The organism is Mycobacterium sp. IDUB_1, from assembly GCF_055419625.1.
Map to the genome: position 1 here is coordinate 1,270,445 of NZ_JBVAYA010000001.1, position 17,286 is coordinate 1,287,730.

General features: G+C 67.8%; 20 protein-coding genes. 8 read left to right on the forward strand and 12 right to left on the reverse strand.

Annotated elements, in window-relative coordinates; genetic code table 11:
- Positions 1-5 precede the first annotated feature (5 nt).
- Positions 6-614 carry an alpha/beta hydrolase family protein gene (locus tag ACZYYX_RS06370; RefSeq protein ID WP_463813586.1) on the reverse strand — a complete coding sequence of 203 codons (609 nt, stop codon included), beginning with the start codon at positions 612-614 and terminating at the stop codon, positions 6-8.
- Positions 615-618: 4 nt separating this feature from the next.
- A complete protein-coding gene (gene thiD / locus ACZYYX_RS06375) occupies positions 619-1,458 on the reverse strand; it encodes a bifunctional hydroxymethylpyrimidine kinase/phosphomethylpyrimidine kinase (protein ID WP_463813587.1) in 840 nt (279 codons plus the stop codon).
- Between the two features lie 242 nt (positions 1,459-1,700).
- Here thiD and ACZYYX_RS06380 point away from each other — a divergent pair, with 242 nt between their 5' ends.
- A complete protein-coding gene (locus tag ACZYYX_RS06380) occupies positions 1,701-3,443 on the forward strand; it encodes an MFS transporter (protein ID WP_463813588.1) in 1,743 nt (580 codons plus the stop codon).
- A gap of 69 nt (positions 3,444-3,512) precedes the next feature.
- The gene (locus ACZYYX_RS06385; RefSeq protein WP_463813589.1) at positions 3,513-4,451 is read left to right on the forward strand and encodes a lysophospholipid acyltransferase family protein; all 939 of its coding nucleotides are present in this window, start codon (positions 3,513-3,515) and stop codon (positions 4,449-4,451) included.
- Between the two features lie 18 nt (positions 4,452-4,469).
- On the opposite strand, the gene ACZYYX_RS06390 is transcribed toward ACZYYX_RS06385, so the two are convergent.
- Positions 4,470-6,026, reverse strand: coding sequence for an HNH endonuclease signature motif containing protein (locus tag ACZYYX_RS06390; RefSeq protein WP_463813590.1), 1,557 nt, complete (start codon positions 6,024-6,026; stop codon positions 4,470-4,472).
- Positions 6,027-6,097: 71 nt separating this feature from the next.
- On the opposite strand from ACZYYX_RS06390, the gene ACZYYX_RS06395 reads away from it, so the two are divergent.
- The gene (locus ACZYYX_RS06395) at positions 6,098-7,396 is read left to right on the forward strand and encodes a hypothetical protein (RefSeq protein ID WP_463813591.1); all 1,299 of its coding nucleotides are present in this window, start codon (positions 6,098-6,100) and stop codon (positions 7,394-7,396) included.
- Here ACZYYX_RS06395 and ACZYYX_RS06400 read toward each other — a convergent pair.
- From ACZYYX_RS06400 to ACZYYX_RS06425, 6 genes are read right to left on the reverse strand one after another with little or no spacing between them, the layout of a single operon-like run.
- Positions 7,367-7,960: a hypothetical protein gene (locus tag ACZYYX_RS06400; protein WP_463813592.1), complete on the reverse strand. Its 594-nt coding sequence runs from the start codon at positions 7,958-7,960 to the stop codon at positions 7,367-7,369. The genes ACZYYX_RS06395 and ACZYYX_RS06400 overlap by 30 nt on opposite strands.
- Positions 7,957-8,523: a DUF4352 domain-containing protein gene (locus ACZYYX_RS06405; RefSeq protein ID WP_463813593.1), complete on the reverse strand. Its 567-nt coding sequence runs from the start codon at positions 8,521-8,523 to the stop codon at positions 7,957-7,959. The genes ACZYYX_RS06400 and ACZYYX_RS06405 overlap by 4 nt, the downstream gene beginning before the upstream one ends.
- Complete coding sequence (locus ACZYYX_RS06410) at positions 8,520-9,146, reverse strand: hypothetical protein (protein ID WP_463813594.1); 627 nt, start codon at positions 9,144-9,146, stop codon at positions 8,520-8,522. The genes ACZYYX_RS06405 and ACZYYX_RS06410 overlap by 4 nt, the downstream gene beginning before the upstream one ends.
- On the reverse strand, positions 9,143-9,958 hold the full coding sequence (locus ACZYYX_RS06415) for an exodeoxyribonuclease III (protein WP_463813595.1): 816 nt from the start codon (positions 9,956-9,958) through the stop codon (positions 9,143-9,145). The genes ACZYYX_RS06410 and ACZYYX_RS06415 overlap by 4 nt, the downstream gene beginning before the upstream one ends.
- Before the next feature lie 5 nt (positions 9,959-9,963).
- Positions 9,964-10,857, reverse strand: coding sequence for an N-acetylglutamate synthase, CG3035 family (locus ACZYYX_RS06420; protein WP_463813596.1), 894 nt, complete (start codon positions 10,855-10,857; stop codon positions 9,964-9,966).
- Positions 10,858-10,860: 3 nt separating this feature from the next.
- Positions 10,861-11,454 (reverse strand): peptide deformylase, encoded by a 594-nt coding sequence (locus ACZYYX_RS06425; protein WP_335329509.1) that lies wholly within the window; start codon positions 11,452-11,454, stop codon positions 10,861-10,863.
- A 137-nt stretch (positions 11,455-11,591) separates the two neighbouring features.
- Here ACZYYX_RS06425 and ACZYYX_RS06430 point away from each other — a divergent pair, with 137 nt between their 5' ends.
- The 5 genes from ACZYYX_RS06430 to ACZYYX_RS06450 are packed head-to-tail and all read left to right on the forward strand — an operon-like array spanning position 11,592 to position 14,877.
- The gene (locus ACZYYX_RS06430; RefSeq protein ID WP_463813597.1) at positions 11,592-11,909 is read left to right on the forward strand and encodes a DUF3263 domain-containing protein; all 318 of its coding nucleotides are present in this window, start codon (positions 11,592-11,594) and stop codon (positions 11,907-11,909) included.
- 31 nt (positions 11,910-11,940) lie between these two features.
- Positions 11,941-12,399, forward strand: a complete 459-nt coding sequence (locus ACZYYX_RS06435; protein ID WP_463813598.1) for a LytR C-terminal domain-containing protein — start codon at positions 11,941-11,943, stop codon at positions 12,397-12,399.
- Between the two features lie 10 nt (positions 12,400-12,409).
- Positions 12,410-13,123 (forward strand): superoxide dismutase[Cu-Zn], encoded by a 714-nt coding sequence (gene sodC / locus ACZYYX_RS06440; RefSeq protein WP_463813599.1) that lies wholly within the window; start codon positions 12,410-12,412, stop codon positions 13,121-13,123.
- Positions 13,080-14,243 (forward strand): glutamate--cysteine ligase, encoded by a 1,164-nt coding sequence (locus ACZYYX_RS06445; RefSeq protein WP_463813600.1) that lies wholly within the window; start codon positions 13,080-13,082, stop codon positions 14,241-14,243. Before sodC ends, ACZYYX_RS06445 begins: the two co-directional genes overlap by 44 nt.
- A gap of 1 nt (position 14,244) precedes the next feature.
- Positions 14,245-14,877: an LON peptidase substrate-binding domain-containing protein gene (locus ACZYYX_RS06450; protein WP_463813601.1), complete on the forward strand. Its 633-nt coding sequence runs from the start codon at positions 14,245-14,247 to the stop codon at positions 14,875-14,877.
- On the opposite strand, the gene ACZYYX_RS06455 is transcribed toward ACZYYX_RS06450, so the two are convergent.
- From ACZYYX_RS06455 to ACZYYX_RS06465, 3 genes are all read right to left on the reverse strand, one after another.
- Positions 14,878-15,480, reverse strand: a complete 603-nt coding sequence (locus ACZYYX_RS06455) for a hypothetical protein (RefSeq protein ID WP_463813602.1) — start codon at positions 15,478-15,480, stop codon at positions 14,878-14,880. It abuts the gene before it with no gap.
- Between the two features lie 128 nt (positions 15,481-15,608).
- Positions 15,609-16,871, reverse strand: coding sequence for a hypothetical protein (locus ACZYYX_RS06460; protein WP_463813603.1), 1,263 nt, complete (start codon positions 16,869-16,871; stop codon positions 15,609-15,611).
- Between the two features lie 102 nt (positions 16,872-16,973).
- A complete protein-coding gene (locus tag ACZYYX_RS06465; RefSeq protein ID WP_463814827.1) occupies positions 16,974-17,258 on the reverse strand; it encodes a type VII secretion target in 285 nt (94 codons plus the stop codon).
- Positions 17,259-17,286: the final 28 nt, after the last annotated feature.

Here is a 17,286-nt window from a genome sequence, read left to right on the forward strand (position 1 = left end):
ATAGCTCAGCCGAGCAGTCCGAGTGCTGCTTCAACAGCGAGAACGGGCACGTCCAGCGTCTTCGATTTCAGGTCGTGGCGGCCGCCGGTGACCTCCACGATCCGAGTCGGGGCGGAGATCAGCGCCGCCGCTGGACGCAGCTCGTCGAGCGTGCCGAAGGGATCGGCGCTGCCGTGGGTGAACACCGTCGGCGCGGTGATGCGGGGCAGGTGTTCGATGCGGGCCTTCTCCGGCTTGCCCGGCGGGTGCAGCGGATACGAGAACAGGGTCAGCACGTCCAGCGCCAGCCCGTGGTCGGCGACGGCCATCGAGGTGAGCCGGCCGCCGTAGGAGTGCCCGCCGGCGAGTACCGGGCCGTCGGCCAGCGCCCGCACCGCGGCGACGGCCTCGACGATCCCGGCCAGATCGGCGGCCGCTCCAGACGGCGGGCCTTTCGGACGGCGCCGCCGATACGGCAGGTTGTAGCGGACCGCGAGCCAACCGCGGCGGGCCCACTCCTCGCAGACGGCGACGAGCATCGGGGAGTCCCGGTTGCCGCCCGCGCCGTGTGTGAGCGCGACGGTCCCGACGGGAGTCCCGTGCGGCCGGTGGACTATGCCCGCTATCTCATCCATGCCGTCACTTCTCGGTGAGCCGGAACAGGGGCGAGACCGGACCGTGGCCGTGGCCGAGCGGATAGGCGGCGCGCAGACATTCGGTGATCCACGTCTTCGCGAACGCCACCGCCTCGGGCATCGGATAACCGTGTGCGAGCGCGGCGGCCGTCGCTGCGGCCAAGGTGTCACCTGCGCCGTGGTCGTGGGGGGTGTCGATGCGGGTGGTGTCGTAGGAGTGGAAGTCGGTGCCGTCGAAGAGCAGGTCGGGGCTGTGTGACGACGCGCGCATGTGGCCGCCTTTGACCAGCGCCCACCGCGGGCCGAGCTCGTGCAGCGCCCGAGCCGCTGCCCGCTGGCTGTCGGGGTCGACGACGTCGATGCCGGTGATCAGGCGGACCTCGTCGAGGTTCGGTGTCACGAGGCTGGCCAGCGGGAACAGCCGCTCCTTCATGGAGCCGAGCGCGCTGGGGTGCAGCAGCGGATCTCCGTGCATCGATGCGCACACCGGGTCGACGACCAGCGGCACCGTGCCGTCGAGCCCGAGCCGGACCCAGGTGTCGGCGACGGTGTCGATGATCTCCGAGGACGCGAGCATGCCGGTCTTGGCGGCCTGGACGCCGATGTCGGTGACCACCGCGTCGATCTGCCCGGCGATGATGTCGAGCGGGATCTCGTGAAAACCCTGGACCCCGACGGAGTTCTGCACCGTCACCGCCGTCATCGCGACCAGGCTGTGCAGGCCGAGCAGCGCCAGCGTGCGCATGTCGGCCTGGATTCCGGCGCCGCCGCCGGAATCGGAACCGGCGATCGTCAGCACCCGCAGCGGGGTCTGGCCCGGTGGTATCAGTGGCAACACGTCCATGAGCATCTCCCTCGCCGGCATTACCCGGTCAGGTTCGTACGGTCGACGGCGCATCAGCCGTCCTCTCAGCGCGCTCGGCGCGCGCTCCCGCGTGGGCGATCCCAACGTAGCCGAATCCCAGGAGTCCAGTGCCTGGGGAATACGGTTTGGCCCTGATGATTTATATAGCTAACATATGTGTTTTCCGGCGCAGGGTCGCGCCGGCCCCCGATACGAAACGTGACAGCGAAAAGACGGCAACCATGGCGACGACTGAGACGACGGGCCCGACGATCCCCACCGGTGGCATGAGCGAGACCACCATCCGGCGCACCCGGATGGACCACGAGCACCCGTTCTACAAGTGGATCGTGCTGTCCAACACCACGCTGGGTGTGCTGCTGGCGACGATCAACGCCTCGATCGTGCTGATCTCGCTGCCGGCGATCTTCCGCGGCATCGGGTTGAACCCGCTGGCCCCCGGCAACGTCAGCTACCTGCTGTGGATGCTGATGGGCTACCTCGTCGTCACCGCCGTTCTGGTGGTGCCGTTCGGGCGGCTCGGCGACATGTTCGGCCGCGTGCGGATGTACAACATGGGCTTCGCGGTGTTCACCGTCGCGGCCATCGCGCTCTCGTTCGACCCGTTCCAGCTCGACGGCGGGGCGATCTGGCTCATCGCGTGGCGGGTGGTGCAGGGCGTCGGCGGCGCGATGCTGATGTCGTCGTCCTCGGCGATCCTGACCGACGCATTCCCGGCCAACCAGCGCGGCATGGCGCTGGGCGTGAACATGGTCGCGGCCGTCGCCGGCTCCTTCCTCGGCCTGCTGATCGGTGGCTTCCTGTCCGAGTGGCACTGGAAGGCGATCTTCTGGGTGGGCGTACCGATCGGCATCCTGGGCACGATCTGGAGCGTGCGCTCGCTCAAGGAGCTCGGCGTCCGCAGCCCGGGCAAGCTCGACTGGGCCGGCACGTTCACGTTCGGCGTCGGCCTGACCGTGCTGCTGATCGGCATCACCTACGGCATCCAGCCCTACGGCGATTCCACGACCGGCTGGACCAACCCCGCAGTGCTCGGCGCCATCGCGTTCGGGCTCGCGCTGCTCGTCGTGTTCTGCATCGTGGAGCTGCGCGTGAAGCAGCCGATGGTCAACATCCGGCTGTTCCGCTCTGCGTCGTTCGGCATGGGCAACCTCGCGGGGCTGATGTCCTCGGTCGGCCGGGGCGGGCTGCAGTTCATGCTGATCATCTGGCTGCAGGGCATCTGGCTGCCGCTGCACGGCTACAGCTTCGAATCCACGCCGCTGTGGGCAGGCATCTACATGCTGCCGATGACGGCCGGGTTCCTGATCGCGGGTCCGCTCGCCGGATCGCTGTCGGACCGCTTCGGTGCGCGGCCGTTCACGGTCGGCGGCATGCTGCTGATGGCCGCGACGTTCGTGGCGCTGGTGATGATCCCGGTGAACTTCGACTACTGGCTGTTCGCGGTGCTGGTGTTCCTCAACGGTCTGGGCGGTGGCATCTTCACCGCACCCAACACCGCGGCGATCATGTCGAGCGTGCCGTCGGCCGAGCGCGGTGCCGCATCCGGCGTGCGCGCGACGTTCTTCAACGCCGGCTCGTCGCTGTCGATCGGCGTGTTCTTCTCGCTGATGATCGTCGGGCTGGCCAACACCCTCCCGTCGGCGCTCAGCAACGGCCTTCAGGCGCAGGGCGTTTCGGCGTCGGTGGCCCACGACGTGGCCAACCTGCCGCCGGTGGGCAGCTTGTTCGCCGCGTTCCTCGGCTACAACCCGATCGCGGAGCTCCTCGAGCCGTCGCACGCGCTGCAGCAGCCGGGTGTCAACGCCGACGTGCTGACGGGCAAGACGTTCTTCCCCGAACTCATCACCGAGCCGTTCCACTCCGGCCTGACGGTGGTGTTCCTCGCCGCCGCCGCGATGATGCTGATCGGTGCCGTCGCCTCGATGTTCAACCCCGGCCGCTACGCCGAGGACCTCGCCTAGAACGACGGCGGTTCGCACACAGCCAACTCCAAGGTGTGATGCGGCGCACTCCGCGGGTATGCGCGCGAGATGACCGCTACTCCAGATACTCGTCCTGGCGAAGTCCGTCGACAGGCACACGAGAATGCCGATGGCGCTCGTGAGGCAATGGCGGCCAAACGGGCCGAACAAGGTGGCGGATTGTCCGGCTGGGTGGCCCAGCGCGCTGGTGACTGGGATCTGAGCGGCCAAGACGAGACCACGATGCAGCGCCAGAAGTACGTCTGGAACACGCTGGTGGACCATTGGTTCCGGATGGAATTCGACGGGTGGGAGAACCTGCCCGAGGCGCCGGTGCTCCTCGTCGGCATCCACTCCGGTGCGCCGTTCGTCTGGGACGCCTGGACCGTCGGGGTGCAGTGGTGGCGGCGCTTCGGCCAGGCTCGCCCCCTGCACGGCACCGCACACGACGCTCTCATGGCGATTCCGTTGATCGGCAGGTACTTCCGGGCGATGGGCGTGCTTCCGGCCGCCCCGGACTCCATCGCGACAGCATTGGCAGAAGGACGTGATGTCGCGCTATGGCCCGGCGGTGAGGTCGATTCGCTGCGGCCGTGGAGTGAACGTGATGAAGCGAATCTGGCCGGACGCACCGGTTTCGTGAAGATGGCCATCAAGGCCGGTGTCCCGATCGTGCCGATTGCGACGGTCGGTGGTGCCGACGCGATGCCGGTGCTGATCCGCGGGGACGGGCTGGCTCGCACCCTGCGGTTGGATAAATTGCTGCGGCTCAAGGTGTTCCCGCTGGCGGTGTCCCTGCCCTGGGGCATCGCGCCCGCGGCGCTTCCGCAGTTGCCGCTCCCGGCGAAGATCCGGACCCGGCTGATGCCCGCGATCGAAGTCGACCACGATCCGGCGCGAGCCGACGACCAGGCCTACATCGAGCAGAAGTACCGCGAGGTGCAGGACAGCATCCAGCAGGGAATGGACGCGTTGGCGCGGAAGCGTGCCTTCCCGCTGTTCGGCTGACGGCACCGAGGACCGCGCCTAGAAGGGCGGCGGCTCCTGCGGGTCGCTCATCTGTAGCGGAGGCGGCTGCCAATTCGGTGCCAGCTCTTCGGGTTCGATGGGATCGTTGACGAAGCGGGCGAACGGGCTGGTGCTCGGCTTGGTGATGGTGGACTCGCCGTGGAAGAACTCGCGAAAGCGGCGGAACTCATTGCGCCAGCACCGGACCCGGATCTCCTCCCGTGCCGCCCGATTGCGGTGGCGGGTGATCCTGCCGGCGTGACGGGTGGCGCACATCTGGTTCCGGCGCGCGGCGACCACGTCCGGGTCGGGTATGCGGTGGCGACCAGTGAGGTCGGGGAACAGCGTGGCCCCACCGGGTGTGGTGGTGTAGGTACGGCCGGTCGGTGAGGTCCACACGATGGTCCCATCGGCCAGTTGCCGATCGCGCCAGCCCTCGTCGAAGGTTTTGCGGCGGTGATGCTCTCGGCAGTAACAGCCGAGATTCTCGGCCACTGTCAACCCGCCGGACGCGGGGTCTGCGTGGTTGAAGGGCTCGGTGTGGTCGATGTCGCATCGCGCGGCGGGCACGGTGCAACCCGGGAAGCGGCAGGTCAGGTCGCGTGTGCGGATGTAGTGGGCGAGCGCGGCGGTGGGCCGGTATCGATGGGCTTGCTCGAGACTGACCTGCGGCAGGGCGATGAGGCGGCGCGTGGCATCGCGAGCGAGTTCACGCACCAGTTCGGCGTCGATCACCCCGTGCCCGGCGAGATAGCCGGGCTGGTCACTGCGCCCGGTGACGGTGTCGGCGGCTGCGACGATATTCAGAACGACCGGCGCGACCGGGGCCGGTGGTTGGTCACGCACCGGGCAGTCCGGTGTGCCGCAGGCGCAGGCCAACTCAAGGCGGCCGTGCCCCAGGGCGTTCAGTGAGTCAGCGCGACGCTGCGTCAATGAGCGCGGATCGCGCGGGCACACCCCGGCGGCCATCGTCGACAGACGCCGATCCAGCACCGCGCCGTCGGCACGACTCAGACTCGCCCGCACGCGAGCCATCCCGTCGAGATCGGGCCGGACGTCGACACGCCGTTGGTCATAGGCCGCGGTGCGGCGTGCCTTGGCCGCCGCGACGTCCATCGAGGTGACCACGGCGTCGATCGTGGTGATCAGTTTCTCCCGTGACCAGCACCGCCAGCTGCCGATCTGCTCGGCCAATGCGGCGTCGACCGCGTTGATCACGTCGTCACGTACCAGCTCGGTGCGCGTGCAGATCAGCTCGGTGGCCCGCCAGTCGATGTGCCCGGCGGCCAGCGCGGCAGCGACCGCTGGCAGCCGCACGGCCAGGGTCTCGGCGTGCCCGACCAGCACCCGGGCGCCGGCGGCGGTCATGTTCAGGGCCGCCGACACCTCGGCCGCGGTGCGGTTGAACCCGCTCATCACCGCTGCCACGTCTTCTTCGGCGGCTAGCTCCTGCTCGGTCCGCCGGCCCAGCAGCTCGGCGATCGCCGCCAACTTGCGCGCCATCAGCATCGACTCCTGCCGATGGGCGTCGTCGACAGCCGCGACCAGATCACCGTCAGACCATTCTTCGAACACATGTTCGATTATAGATGCTCCCACCGACACGTCCCCGCGCCAGTTAAAGTGCTCAGCCGAGGGGGTCGCCCATGCTCACCATCGCGCGGCGGACCGCCGGACTGTGGTGGCGCACCTGGCCTCGGCTGGTCGCGCTGTACCTGGCCGGCTGGTTCGTCCGATACTGGGTGTTGCAGTTCGCGATCTCGATCGGCCTCGATCACGGCGAACTGTGGGGCAGCATCATCATGGCCGTCGTCCCGATCGTCCGTCTGTTGACCTACCTCGGGATGTTCCTCGTCATCCGGTCCGAGACACCCGGTCTCCAACACGTCGACGACGGCGGCGCCGGAGTGCCGCGCGGGGTCATCGACGTGACCCTGACGGCGGTCCTGCCCTTCCTCGTCATCTACACACTGTGGAAACTCGTCGTCGAGGACTTCTACGTCTACTTCACGACCGTCAACATCACGACCGTCTACGAGGGCACGCAGGACCGCGTGGCCCAGGTGGTCAACCACACCGCCGGAGCGCCGCTGATCACCGTCATCGTCGTCGCGTTCCTGCTGCGCCAGCTGATCACCCGCTTCCGCGACCGGCTACCGGCGGCGATGATGCTGCTCGCCGTCTACTTCCAGGTGCTGTGGCTGTTCCTGACCATCCAGGCTTCGTTCGCCGCACTCTTCGGCACCGCCGATTGGATCGCTCAGCGACGAGTCGTCGTGTGGTATAGCGGTATTCGCGAAGAGGTGCTGTCACACCTGGGCGTGATCGGCAGGTTCTACGAATCCCTGACCGCCGCGCTGGGCCCGCTGGCCCAGGTAGTGGCGCTCTCGCTGGCGTGGCTGGCGATCGCGGGTGCCGTGTACGGCACCCCGCTGACCCCGACATGGCAGGGCGGCCGGCGCGCGTTCCTGGGCCACCGCGGCGACGTCGCGGCGGCCCGCGCGATCGACAGGGGCAAGAAGACCCTGCAGCCGCGCTGGCAGCGGATGCCCGCGACGGTCCAGGAGCGGGTCGTCGAGTTCGTGCGCGGACAGCTCGGCATGTTCGGCCCCATCGTCGACGCCGGCCGGTTGATCCTGCACGGCGGCGTGCTACCCATCGCGTTCTTCGTGCTGGTCTACACGGGTCTGGTCGTGCTGGCTCCGGGCAACGCCTACTTCGATCCCACGGTCACCGACGGCTACCTGTTCCGGGCCGTCGCCGTCGCGCTCGGCCCGCACCAGTGGGCCTGGTGGCAGGCCTTCGACGACACGATCCGGCTGGTCATCGACGCCGCCATCGATCCGATCCGGATCTGCCTGGTGGCCGCGACGTACTGGTTCTGTGTCGATCAGGTCCGCGCTCAGCACGCGACGTCAGGTCTGGAACCGGATCACCAGCGGTGACTCGTCATAGCTGGTGAATGCCGGCGCATCGGCGTTCTCGGAGTCGGAGTCAGAGCCGGAGTCAGAGCCGGGTTCGGGTGTCTCGCCCGGCTGCAGCAGCACCTCCACGGCGCTGATCGTGGCACCGTCAGGCACGTACATCGCCACCAGCAGCGGGCCGTCCTGACTGCAGACCGTGGTGAGGTGCTGCCGGTAGGCGAACTGGAACACCGACATGTCGGTCGCCGTCGTCGTCCAGCGCCGTGGTCCCTCGACCATCGACGCCGTGCAGAACTGAAAACCGTTGGGAAGTCCCGCCTGCCGGCCGTCTCTTTCGCGATCGAGCACGTAGCTCGCGAGGCGGCCGCCGTCCGGAGGCTCGCCGGTGGAGGGGAGTGTCACCGGCGTCAGCCGCCACCGCATCCCGAACACGTCAGCCCACTGCCCGGCGGCCACCGACTGCACCGGCCGGGTGTACCCGAGTTGGCGTACCCACTGCTTGTAGGTCACCGTGCCCGCGATCGCCGCGACCATCACCGCGATCACCGCGAACGCCCACCAGTTCGACCTCAGCCAGCGCCTCACGACGCCGCCGCCTTGTCGAGATCCAGCTGCGGCAGCGCATCACCGGGCACCGGCAGCGGCACCGCGATCGCCGAATCCAGCGGCGCGGGCATCGGATTGCCATAACGATCGGCGGTCTTGTTGTACACCAACAACTCTGCCGACGTCGGAACGGAGGGCACCTCGAACGCGACGACGTTGCGCTGCGTCAAACCCGGGGGTGCGTTGCGGGAGAACCCGCTCAGCGGCGATGTGAACCGCCTGCCGTCGGCGGTCAGCTCGAACACCGGCGATTCGGCAGACAGCAGCGGTTCGTAACTGAGCGTCACGACGAGCCATACCCCGTTGGTCGACATCCGCACCGGCACACCGTCGTTGGTGAAGGCCACCACGCGGGCCAGGTGCACGTCGTGCACTGTCACCGCCAGGTTGCGGCCTTCGACGTGCTCGCCGACCGCGCCGGTCACCTCGATCGGTGCCCACGACTGCATCTTGGTGGGCAGCTGCAGCCACAGCCACGTCGCCGCCGCGAGCATCGCTGCCGCGGCCACTACCCGAGCGATGGGGATGAGCCGGCGGGTCACCGGTACGCCTGCGGGGTGAGCGTGAGGTCGCCGTACTCCGAGGCGTCACCGCCGAAATCCTCGGCGATCCGGAACGTCGAGATGAACGACGACATCGCCGGCATGCGGACGCCGATCTGCGGCTCGTCGGCCAACGCGGCGGCGGGCACCGCCCACACGAAGCGGTAATCGGTGGTGAACCCGGGTTCCACGGTCGGCATCGGCTGCCCGTCGCGCAGCCGCACCGCGGTCTTGAAATAGGCTGGAACGCCGGTGATTCCGATGACTCCGGTGATGGCAGATGGTCGGGGACCCGCGCAGTCGCCGTCGGTGCCGATGACGGGGAGCGAGTTCGGCAGGGAGACCGAACGATCCGCGACGCTCTCGATCGTCGCGTCCACCGTGAGGAACCGGCACTGCGCGGTGAGTGTGCGCAGTCCGGCGACACTGGCGGGCAGGGCGGCCGCTCGCACGGTGATGCGCAAGGGGCCGTCGTCATAGGCCTGCCCCATCGCCACGGTCGTCACCCGGTCCGCGGTGTCCAGACCGCCGAACACCGCCGTCGCACCGATCACGATCAGCGCTGCCACCCATTTGAGCCGGCCCAGTGACAGTCGGCGCCAGGGTGACTCGGTGGGCGTCATGACGACGCCAGCGTCACCACAACGGGGGCGTGATCGCTCGGCGATCCGACCCGGTCCTTACCGGTCTTGCGTTCGTCGCGGGCGATCTCGGCATGCTCGACGCGGGCCGCCAGAGCCGGCGAGCCGAGGATGAAGTCGATCCGCATGCCGCGGTTCTTCGGGAAGCGCAGCTGCGTGTAATCCCAGTAGGTGAAGACGCCCGGCCCGGGCGTGAACGACCGCACCACATCGGCGAATCCGGCGTCGACGACGGCGTCGAACGCGGCGCGTTCCGGCCCGGTCACGTGCGTGCTGCCCTCATAGGCCTCGACACTCCACACGTCGTCATCGGTCGGTGCGATGTTCCAGTCACCGACCAGCGCGATCTGCGCAGACGGATCGGCCGTCAACCACGACGACGCCGAATTTCGGAGCGCTGCAAGCCATTCCAACTTGTAGTGATAGTGCGGGTCATCGACGGTGCGGCCGTTGGGCACGTAGAGGCTCCACACCCGCACCCCGCCGCACGTCGCGCCCAACGCCCGCGCCTCGGCGGCTGCGCCGGGATCGTCGCCCCACACAGGCTGACCGTCGAAGCCCACCGTGACGTCGTCGACGCCGACGCGCGACGCGATGGCCACCCCGTTCCACTGGCTGAACCCGCAGTGCACCACCTCGTACCCGAGCGCCGCGAACGGCATTGTCGGGAACTGCTCGTCGGAGCACTTGGTCTCCTGCATCGCAAGCACGTCGACGTCCGCGCGCTCCAGCCAATCGGTGACCCGATCGACCCGGGCGCGAATCGAATTGACGTTCCACGTCGCCAACCGCATGCCGTTCACAGTAGATCCTCGGCACGCACATAGCGGGAGCGATGGTGCAGCGTGAAGCCCATCTGTTCGTACAGCCGCCGAGCGCCGTCGTTGTCCGCGACCACCTGCACGTAGGCCCGCGTCGCGCCGCGCGCGCCGGCCCACCCGAGCAGCCCTTCACACAACCGGCGGGCCAGGCCCTGGCGGCGGGCCGAGGTGACGACGTGCACCGCCGACACGCCTGCCCAGCGGGTGCCGTCCGGCGCCTCGGTGACCGCGACCCGGCCCACCGCGGCACCGGCCAGTGCACCGAACCCGACCTCGCCGTCCACCACCGCGGTCAGTACCGCCGCTGGCACGTCGCGCTGGTACAGCGTCAACCAGGCGTCGTCGGGCACGGCGGACACACTGACCTGACCGGGATCGCCCGGCTCGACATCCGCTGTCATGACCAGGTTCTCGGCGTCGGTGGGCACCCCATCGGGAATGCGGAACAGCCGATCCGGTGCGGAGATCAGCGCGGGCAGCCCACGTGCGGCATACCAATCGGCCACGGCGGCGATCTCGGCGTGGGACGTGAACTGCAGTGGCACAGCCGAATTGGCCCGCCGCGTGACACCGGCGCCGAATCGTAGGAACCAGCCGTCCAGCCACTCCTGCTCGGTGCCGGGCCAGGCGAGCGCTGCCGCGTGCTCGAGATTGCGGATCGCCCCGGCGCGCACCGGCTGCTCGGGAACCACCCGGAACGCGACGACGTCGTCACGGGAGATCGTCACCAGCTCACCGTGGCGGGTGCGCACCGAGACCGCGGGCTCGACCCCCTCGACGTGACCGATCACATCGGTGAACGGGCGCGCCTCGTCCGCCGGGAGGCGGTAGCGCAGGCTCACCCGGGCGCCGAGCGGTGGCAGCTGCGGCACGGCTCAGTGACCGAACGGATCAGGATCCTTGCCCGGCAGCCACGTCAGACCGGGGACGCCCCAGCCGTGCGACTTGACTGCCCGCTTCGCGCTGCGGGCGTTGCGGCCGACCAGCCGGTCCAGATAAAGGAAGCCGTCCAGATGCCCCGTCTCGTGCTGGAGCATGCGGGCGAACAGGTCCTCGCCCTCCAACGTGATCGGTGTGCCGTCGGCGTCGAGGCCCGTCACGCGCGCCCAGGACGCACGCCCGGTCGGGAAGGACTCGCCGGGCACCGACAGGCAGCCCTCGTCGTCGTCCTCGGGGTCGGGCATCGTCTCGGGGACCTCGGAGGTCTCCAGCACCGGGTTGACGACGACGCCGCGGCGCCGCAGTGTCTTGCCGCGGGCGTCGGCGCAGTCATAGACGAAGACCCGTTTGGCGACGCCGATCTGGTTGGCGGCCAACCCCACTCCGTTCGCGGCGTCCATGGTGTCGTAGAGATCGGTGATGAGATCGGCGAGATCGGCGGGCAGAGACCCGTCGTCACCGACGGGGATCGGCTCGGTGGCGTTGTGGAGAACCGGGTCTCCCACGATGCAGATCGGTCGAACGGCCATGCCGGAAATCTTAGGGTGGCCCGCGTGGGCGCCGACTCGCGGTCATTGATGCCGATGTCCGTGACCGAGCCGTGATTGAATACCACCCGAAACCACACTGGTGTCATTTCGATCGTTGGAAAGGTCCAAGAGGCGATATGGACGGCGCGATCGCGCGGAGTGAGAAGTCAGGGGACTCCGCACACGGCGCTGAACCCGCCGACGGTCTGACCCGTCGGGAACACGACATCCTGGCGTTCGAGCGGCAGTGGTGGAAGTACGCCGGATCCAAAGAAGACGCCATCAAGGAGCTCTTCTCGATGTCCGCGACCCGCTACTACCAGGTGCTCAACGCGCTGGTGGATCGGCCAGAGGCACTGGCGGCAGATCCGATGCTGGTCAAGCGGCTGCGCAGGCTGCGTGCGAGCCGGCAGAAGGCGCGCGCGGCGCGGCGCCTCGGCTTCGACGTGACCTGACGCCATCGGCGAGCCGATACAGTAGGCGCCGATGAACCAGCGAGAATCCTCGGGACTGCCGATCCGGGCCATGGTGATGGTCCTTCTCTTCCTCGGCGTGGTGTTCCTGCTCGTCGGCTTCCAGTCGATGGGCGGCAGCGACGACGACTCCGGCAGCAACTCGATCGCGACGTCGATCACCAGCACCCCCACCACACCGTCGAGCACTGCCGCGCCGGCGAAAGCCGAGGTGCGGGTGTTCAACATCTCGTCCACCGAAGGCGCCGCGCAGAGCACCGCCGACCGGCTGCGCGAGGCGGGCTGGAACGTGACCGAGACGGGCAACCTGACGCTGCCGGACACGACGGTCACCACGGTGTTCTTCAGCGATGCCCCCGGTGAACAGCAGGCCGCCGAGGAGGTGGGCCGGTTACTGGAAGCGCCGGTGGCGCCACGGCTGCCCGAGCTGACAGAGCAGCCACCGGGCGTGATCGTCGCGGTCACCGGTTAGGCTCGTGCACATGCGCAGGACCGTCGCCGCCGCCACCTTGTTCGCAGCGCCCGCACTCGCGTTGGCCGCCTGTTCGCCTCCGGGCGACGTGCCCACCGATGCGCCGGGCACCACGCCCCCTGTCTGGACCGGTGCGCCGTCGCCGTCGTCGTCGGCCGGCGAGGAAGGCTCGGGTGAGGCTCAGGGTCAGGCCCCGGCCGCCGGCGGGGAGACGTTGAAGGCCGATCTCAAGACCGCCGACGGCACCACGGTCGCGACCGCCGACATCGCGTTCTCCGGTGGGTACGCCACCGTGACCGTGCAGACCTCGGCGACCAGCCAGCTCACTCCCGGCTTCCACGGCCTGCACATTCACTCGGTGGGCAAGTGCGAGGCCAACTCGGTCGCCCCGACCGGCGGCGCCCCGGCGAACTTCAACTCCGCGGGCGGCCATCTGCAGGTGCCCGGCCACAGCGGTCATCCCGCCAGCGGCGACCTCGCGTCGCTGCAGGTGCGCGAAGACGGCTCGGCCAAGCTCATCACCACCACCGATGCCTTCACCGCCGACCAACTTCTCGGCGGCGCCGGAACGGCCATCATCATCCACGAGAAGGCCGACAACTTCGCCAACATCCCGCCGGAGCGCTACCAGCAGGTCAACGGCGCGCCGCCGCCGGATCAGACCACCCTGGCGACCGGCGATGCCGGAGCTCGGGTGGCGTGCGGTGTCATCACTCGGGGCTGACCGTCGGGCCGACCGCATCGACTTCGCCGGGTCCGCCCGGCCGACACTCGGTGTCGAGTGGGAGTTCGCGCTCGTCGACGCGCAGACACGCGACCTGAGCAACGAGGCCGCCTCGGTGATCGCCGAAGTCGGCGAGAACCCGCGCGTGCACAAGGAATTGCTGCGCAACACCATCGAGGTCGTCACCGGGGTGTGCGACAGCACCCCCGAGGCGATGGACGATCTGCGTGCCACCTTGCGACCCGTGCGCGACATCGTGCGCGGCCGCGGCATGGAGCTGTTCTGCGCGGGCACCCACCCGTTCGCGAAATGGTCGGCGCAGCAGCTGACCGACGGACGCCGCTACGCCGAGCTGATCAAGCGCACCCAGTGGTGGGGTCGGCAGATGCTGATCTGGGGCGTGCACGTGCACGTCGGAATCTCCTCGGCGCACAAGGTGATGCCGATCATCACCTCGCTGCTCGACTACTACCCGCACCTGCTCGCGCTGTCGTCGTCGTCGCCGTTCTGGGACGGTGAGGACACCGGCTATGCCAGCAACCGCGCGATGATGTTCCAGCAGCTGCCGACCGCGGGCCTGCCGTTCCACTTCCAGGAGTGGCGCGAGTTCGAAGGCTTCGTCGCCGATCAGAAGAAGACCGGCATCATCGACCACATGAACGAGATCCGTTGGGACATCCGGCCTTCCCCGCATCTCGGGACGGTGGAGGTGCGGATCTTCGACGGGGTGTCGAACCTGAAGGAACTCGCGGCGCTGGTCGCTCTGACGCACTGCCTCATCGTCGACCTCGACCGCCGACTTGACGCGGGGGAAACGCTTCCGGTGATGCCGCCGTGGCATGTGCAGGAGAACAAGTGGCGCGCAGCGCGTTACGGGCTGGACGCCATCATCATCCTCGACTCCGACAGCAACGAGCGGCTGGTCACCGAGGATCTCGATGAGCAGCTCGAGCGGCTGACGCCCGTGGCCCGATCGCTGGGTTGTGTCGACGAACTCGCCTCCGTCGCCGACATCTACCGCGACGGCGCCTCCTACCAACGTCAGCGGCGGATCGCCGAAGAGACCGACGGGGATCTGCGCGCCGTCGTCGACGGGTTGATCGCCGAGCTGGTGATCTGACGTGCCGACGATCCCGATGTTCCCGCTCGAGGTGGCCATGCTGCCGGGAGAGACGTTGCCGCTGAAGATCTTCGAACCGCGCTACTCGGCGCTGGTGCAGGCGTGCCTGGCCGTGCAGGACCCCGCGTTCGGCGTGGTGCTGATCGCTGCGGGCCGGGAGGTCGGCGGTGGTGACAGCCGCAGCGACGTCGGCACCGTCGCGCACATCACCGAGTACCAGGACCTCGGCGCCGGTCAGTACGTGATGAAATGCGCCATGAGAGAACGGTTTCGGGTTCTCGAATGGTTACCAGACGCACCGTATCCACGGGCGGTGATCGAGCTGTGGCCCGACGAGCCGGGCGCGACGGTGACCGCCGATTCGATCCGAGAGATCGAGGACCGGATGGTGTCGCTCTTCGAGAGGATCGCCGCGGCGCGGGGCGCCGAGGTGAACGCGCGCGACATCGTGGTCGGTGCAGACGAATCCGGCGACGCGGCACTGTGGTTGTACGCGTTGACCGCTCGGCTGCCGATGGGCCAGGCTGACCGCTACTCGATACTCGCCGCGCCGACGGTGGCCGACCGGGTGGCCGCGCTGTCCGAAGCCGTCGACACCGTCACCGCGATGGTGGAGTTCCAACTCTCGGAGTGATCACTCGCTACTAAAGTCGTGGCCTCGCAGACGCTGCAGTGCCCGGCCGTCGGTGAGTTCGTCGCGCGACTCGGGATGCAGCCAGTAGTGGCGCACCATCCAGTAGAGGGCGGGACCACTCGAGGCGAACCGATCGGCGTTGGCAACGACGAGCGGCTTGCCGTCGCCCAGACTGAAGACGATCGGATTCCGCGCTTTGGTGTCCGCGTGATCGGTGATGGCTTGTATCTCGTTCCATCGCGCGACACGCGTGCGGAGAGTGTCGCCAAAAGCAATGCCTTCCAGGCCGATCCGCAAGTATCCAGTTTCTCGGCTCCGCGCGAAAGCCAACAGTCCAAGTACCGAGAGAACCAGTAGAGAAACGAGAAGATAGCGGCTGACTGCCGATACGGATCCGAACCACACGGTGAACGACGAGCCGACGACGCCGCCGACGAGGGCACCGCCCCACGTCCGTGCGATGGCTGGGTGAAGGCGTACCGTGGTACCCGAATCACTCCACCCGGCATACGTCTTCGCCGACGCCTTGAAGGTCAGCACGAGGGCAACCACGCCGCCAGTGCAGAACACCGCAAGTCCTGCCGAACCGAGCGTGCCGGTCAAGGACGCGCGCTGCGCAGCTAGGAGTGTCTGGACCCAGAATTGGATGGACCCTCCTATGAGCACGGCGACGCCTAACCAAGCAAGGGGCGACAGGCCAGGAGACCAGTTCGGCGGCGGCGTCACTCGATTCATGAGCCACAAAGCACTTCGCCGACCCTCTTGCCCACAGACGTCATCCACGAGCCTGCAGCCACCGACGACACGACAGCAAGGCCCACTGTGCTGCCCGGGATCGGAATGGGCGCGCCCACGGCTGCGCCGCCCGCGGCTCCGGCTGCATTGCCTGCGAGGCCGAACGTGCTGGCGAAGACCGACACGCACTTGTCAGCGGGGGTCGGGGCCCGCAAGAAGTCATACATCGCAGTCATTGTGCCCAGCGCCATACCACCGTATTTCGCTCCGGCCCCGACCTTCTCGACCGCATCCATCGACAGCATGGGAACCTTGCCGCCGTCATCAACGTGGGCTTCCACTCCAGTCAGCACTTGGCCGATGCTTTCCGGTACGGACGTGAGCAGCGGGCTGTCCGGTGGAATCACGGCGCTCCTGCCGTCGGGAAGGTTGATCGACGCTGACACAACACCTTCCGGTGTCTCGCTCACAACATACTGGGTGCCGTCAGCCCAGTTCATGATCGTTCTCTTGTATCCACCCGACGTTCGAGTTGAGCTGCTCCGCGAAATGATGTTTCCGTTCGCGTCTATGTGCTCCTCCTCGACCATGTCCGGAACGCCGCGGTCGTAGTCCTCTTCGTACTCTGTGATGACATGCCGGCTGCCATCCTGCATGATCAGTGTCTCTTCGAAGTGGCCCTGCTCGTTGTAACGGGATCGCGTTTCCCGAACCGTCGTACCCATCTCCTCGCCACGCACCGTCGCCTGCTGCAGGAAGCCCAACGCGTTGTTCGGATTCGGAACATCGTCGGCGGGACGTTGAGCAGCGGGCACCATCAGTCCTGGTAGTCCGCCGCCAGGCGGGGTGAGGCCGAACGGCTTCGCGGCTGCCATCACAGAGTCGGCCGTCGCGGTGTCGGCATCGCCGACGGCGAGCAGCAGATGGTTGACTTCGGCCTGTTCGGTGGCGACGAGCTTCATCAATTGGGAAATCTCGTCGGCGGATTGCGAGCCCGGATCGATGAGTACGACCCAGCCCTCCGTGACGTTCAGTGGTCCTCTATCGATATCGTCAGCCTTGTCCAGCAGTGCTTTCCGCGCAGCACCGATCATTTCGGCGCCTGCCCCGAGAGCTTCGGCGATCGCAGCGGTGTACTCGCTGAATTCGACAGAGCTGTGATGTGCGCGGTCGAACATCTCGGACGCGGCGTCATGGGCTGGCCCCTCCCATGCCCTCGTTTCCGGCATGATCGCCAATTGAACCTTCACGCGGTCCACCGCACCCTCCACGGATTCTCCGGAGGAGCGAACGTCCGAACCGGTAAATCTCAGCGCGTCGGGGTTCCAGCTCTCGAGGCGCGAGCGTGACGGGAGCACGAGTCAGAAGACTCCCGTGAAGCTTCCGGCCAGATCGGCATCCGTGACCTCATAGGCCTTCCCCGCGCCTCGCACCGCCTGTCCCATCTTGTCGACGTTCGCGGCGATGGCGTCGGCTTGTGTGGCGACATGTCCGCCGACGAGCCGCGCGGCCCACTCGGTCGTAGAACCTGCCAGCCCCGCGGCCGCCTCTGTTACCTTCCCACCCACGTCCGCGCCGCGGATTGACGTTGAAGCTGTCTCCACCTGGCTCGCAAACGCGCGCAGGATGTCGGGATCCACCATCAAGGTCACATTTTCAGAGATTACTGCAGAC

Excerpts from the sequence above, each read along its gene's own strand:
- ACZYYX_RS06370 (WP_463813586.1), bottom strand. The coding sequence starts at position 614 with ATGGATGAGATAGCGGGCATAGTCCACCGGCCGCACGGGACTCCCGTC.
- ACZYYX_RS06430 (WP_463813597.1), top strand. The coding sequence starts at position 11,592 with ATGGACGGCGCGATCGCGCGGAGTGAGAAGTCAGGGGACTCCGCACAC.
- ACZYYX_RS06385 (WP_463813589.1), top strand. The coding sequence starts at position 3,513 with ATGACCGCTACTCCAGATACTCGTCCTGGCGAAGTCCGTCGACAGGCA.
- ACZYYX_RS06435 (WP_463813598.1), top strand. The coding sequence starts at position 11,941 with ATGAACCAGCGAGAATCCTCGGGACTGCCGATCCGGGCCATGGTGATG.
- ACZYYX_RS06425 (WP_335329509.1), bottom strand. The coding sequence starts at position 11,454 with ATGGCCGTTCGACCGATCTGCATCGTGGGAGACCCGGTTCTCCACAAC.
- ACZYYX_RS06410 (WP_463813594.1), bottom strand. The coding sequence starts at position 9,146 with ATGACGCCCACCGAGTCACCCTGGCGCCGACTGTCACTGGGCCGGCTC.
- ACZYYX_RS06380 (WP_463813588.1), top strand. The coding sequence starts at position 1,701 with ATGGCGACGACTGAGACGACGGGCCCGACGATCCCCACCGGTGGCATG.
- ACZYYX_RS06395 (WP_463813591.1), top strand. The coding sequence starts at position 6,098 with ATGCTCACCATCGCGCGGCGGACCGCCGGACTGTGGTGGCGCACCTGG.
- thiD (WP_463813587.1), bottom strand. The coding sequence starts at position 1,458 with ATGGACGTGTTGCCACTGATACCACCGGGCCAGACCCCGCTGCGGGTG.
- ACZYYX_RS06415 (WP_463813595.1), bottom strand. The coding sequence starts at position 9,958 with ATGCGGTTGGCGACGTGGAACGTCAATTCGATTCGCGCCCGGGTCGAT.
- sodC (WP_463813599.1), top strand. The coding sequence starts at position 12,410 with ATGCGCAGGACCGTCGCCGCCGCCACCTTGTTCGCAGCGCCCGCACTC.
- ACZYYX_RS06445 (WP_463813600.1), top strand. The coding sequence starts at position 13,080 with ATGCCGGAGCTCGGGTGGCGTGCGGTGTCATCACTCGGGGCTGACCGT.